We start from the raw sequence: 2577 nt of genomic DNA, 5'->3' as shown, positions 1-2577 counted from the left end.
ATTGTTTCTCAAGGAGATGATAACTCTCCTTATGGGAACAAAGATGAAACAACCTCTTATCCTGTATATGAAATCCCAGAAGCATGGAGATATATTAAATTTGCTAGCCTAGTTAACTTCAGAATAGGAAAAACTCCTCCACGCAGTGAAGCTACTTTTTGGGGAACTGAAATACCTTGGGTATCTATATCAGATATGCCTATATCTGGTTATGTAACTAATACGAGAGAATCTATTTCTAAATTAGCATTAAAATCAAAGAAAATAGACATTTCACCTAAAGGAACTTTATTAATGAGTTTTAAATTATCTATTGGAAAAGTCGCCATATTGGATATTCCTGCCACTCATAATGAAGCTATTATATCGATATTCCCCTATGCTAATAAAGAAAATATTATCAGAGATTACTTGATGATATTTTTGCCACTTATCTCTACTTCAGGCAATTCTAAAGATGCTATTAAAGGAAAAACATTAAATAGTACCAGTATTTCTGAGTTATTAATCCCTATTTCTAACCATGAAGAGATGAGAAGAATCATTTCCAAAGTTGATTTACTTTTTCAAAAAGTTTCTCAACTTTAGAACTAGTGCATTTCTGTTCTTTTTGAGGAGGTAGAGAAATTGTTATGTTTCCTAAATTTTTGATACTAACTCCACCAATTATACCAGATTTACTCTCCTGAAAATCACTGAGAAATTGCGGGCTTTGAAGAAAATAGTAGAGCCATTTATTTTCTCCATAATAAAAGGATAGGCTACATAATTTATTACCGAAACAAACTGTTCCAATAACCCTATTTTGCGTCCAGCACTACCACCTTCTAAGCACAGCAATACAGAATTGGAATAGCTGATTTTGAATTTTGATAAATATCTATCGGGAATTCTAATGCCGTTATCATAATTAATAGTGCTATCAAAATTGACATCCTTGGTTGCGATATAATTAACCCCATCTACTCCAGAAAAATATTTTTTCTTTTCAGTAGCGTTAATACTGTTTCCAGTGTAAAGATTGGATACACTATCTAGAGTTGAGAGAAGCCAGTTTTCTGGTATCTTCCCATAAGGAGAGCCATAATCACAAAAATAGCAGAAAGTTTATCCGACTTCCTGCTATTTTTTACCAATTAACAATTTTATCTACAATATTTTGTTGTTCAGTAGCTGTTTTCCTTAGATAGATTCGAGTAGTTTCTATGCTTTCGTGTCCCATCAAATCTGCAAGCAAAGCGATATCGTTATACTTCTCTAAAAAATTCTTAGCAAATAAATGCCTAAAAGAATGAGGGTAAATTACTTTAGGATTCATTTTGTATTTATCCGCATAATTTTTTAACTGTTGAGCAACTCCTCTTGCTGTAATTGGTTCGTTAAATTTGTTCAAAAATAAGTAACCACTTCGGCGATTTTCTGTCTCTAACCATTTTAGACAACTATTTCTTAATCTTTTAGGAATGTACAGTCTACGAATTTTACCACCTTTTGAGTAAATATCAAAACAACCAATTTCAACATGTTCTACTTTTAATTTAATAAGTTCACTTACACGAGCTCCAGTTGCACCTAAAAACCATACAACAAAATGCCATTTTAAAATACCATCTTTTTTCAAACTACGTTTAAGAAAAAGATAATCAGCATGACTAATGACATCTTCTAAGAATGGCTTTTGCTGTACTTTGACAAATTTTAATTTCAAATCATCATGACCAATAAAAGCCAGATATTTATTTACTCCTTGTAGTCGCAAATTGATAGTTTTAGGTTTAAAATTGTCTAATAAATATCCTTTGTATTCAAATAAATCTTCCATTTTGAGTTCGTAATTTTCCAAGAAAAATCGAACACCATAAAGGTACGAACGCACAGTATTTTCAGCTAAACCAGCTTTCTTCAAATGTAATTCAAAATCTTTCAATGTAAAACTCCTATCTTATGTTTGATAGAAATTCCACCGCACGTAAAACTATTATACTAAATTAGTGCGTCAATGATATTGAAAGATTGTTCGATTTTATCAACGATTCTGGATTGTTCGGATAGTGGGGGGAGAGGAATTAGATATTCTTTTATAGTTTTCGTTAATAATTCTTTTTGTTTTGTACTACCCGATGCTTTTTCTTCAATAACTGACTGCACAATAGGAGAGGAAAGAAAATTATAGATGAAATGGTAGTTAATAAATCCCGATAAGACTCTTATGACTGTAACATGGCTATCTGCAACAGCCCATCCATAAGGATTTTTATTTTCACTGTAAATAGCTAATCTTCCTAACGTACCTAAACCTGTTGAATTCCACATTAAATCACCATCTCTTAATAATCTTTCTTCCTGATAACTATTAACTGTTTCAGGAGCAATAAATTTTGCTAAGTCAATGGAAAAACCAGACCATTGGTTACATTTCTGAGCAATCACAGGGTACATAGGAATATTTGAATATTTTGGAGATTTCCCTCGTTGAATGTAGGAGGTTATATCGTTTAACCTCACCCACTCCCAACTTACTGGTATTTCATAGGGTACTTCCTCATAAGGAGAGTTATCATCTCCTTGAGAAACAAT

At 32.2% G+C, this 2577-nt stretch carries 4 protein-coding genes; 1 reads left to right on the top strand and 3 read right to left on the bottom strand.

Features of this window, described 5'->3' with window-relative positions; all coding sequences use genetic code 11:
• Window positions 1-588: restriction endonuclease subunit S (locus HMPREF2984_RS02365; protein WP_180363931.1), on the top strand; the 588-nt coding region annotated here is incomplete at its 5' end.
• On the opposite strand, the gene HMPREF2984_RS09840 is transcribed toward HMPREF2984_RS02365, so the two are convergent.
• The 3 genes from HMPREF2984_RS09840 to HMPREF2984_RS02355 all read right to left on the bottom strand — a co-directional run.
• Window positions 542-796 (bottom strand): restriction endonuclease subunit S, encoded by a 255-nt coding sequence (locus tag HMPREF2984_RS09840; protein WP_257362369.1) that lies wholly within the window; start codon window positions 794-796, stop codon window positions 542-544. The two genes, HMPREF2984_RS02365 and HMPREF2984_RS09840, sit on opposite strands and share 47 nt — an antisense overlap.
• Window positions 797-1129: 333 nt before the next feature.
• Window positions 1130-1927 (bottom strand): tyrosine-type DNA invertase PsrA, encoded by a 798-nt coding sequence (psrA, locus tag HMPREF2984_RS02360; RefSeq protein ID WP_070670265.1) that lies wholly within the window; start codon window positions 1925-1927, stop codon window positions 1130-1132.
• Window positions 1928-1983: 56 nt separating this feature from the next.
• A partial coding sequence (locus HMPREF2984_RS02355; protein ID WP_070670263.1) for a restriction endonuclease subunit S occupies window positions 1984-2577 on the bottom strand: 594 nt, incomplete at its 5' end.

The sequence above is a fragment of the Streptococcus sp. HMSC066E07 genome (assembly GCF_001814695.1).
Lineage (GTDB): Bacteria > Bacillota > Bacilli > Lactobacillales > Streptococcaceae > Streptococcus > Streptococcus hominis.
This window is presented reverse-complemented; position numbering and strand designations above follow the sequence as displayed.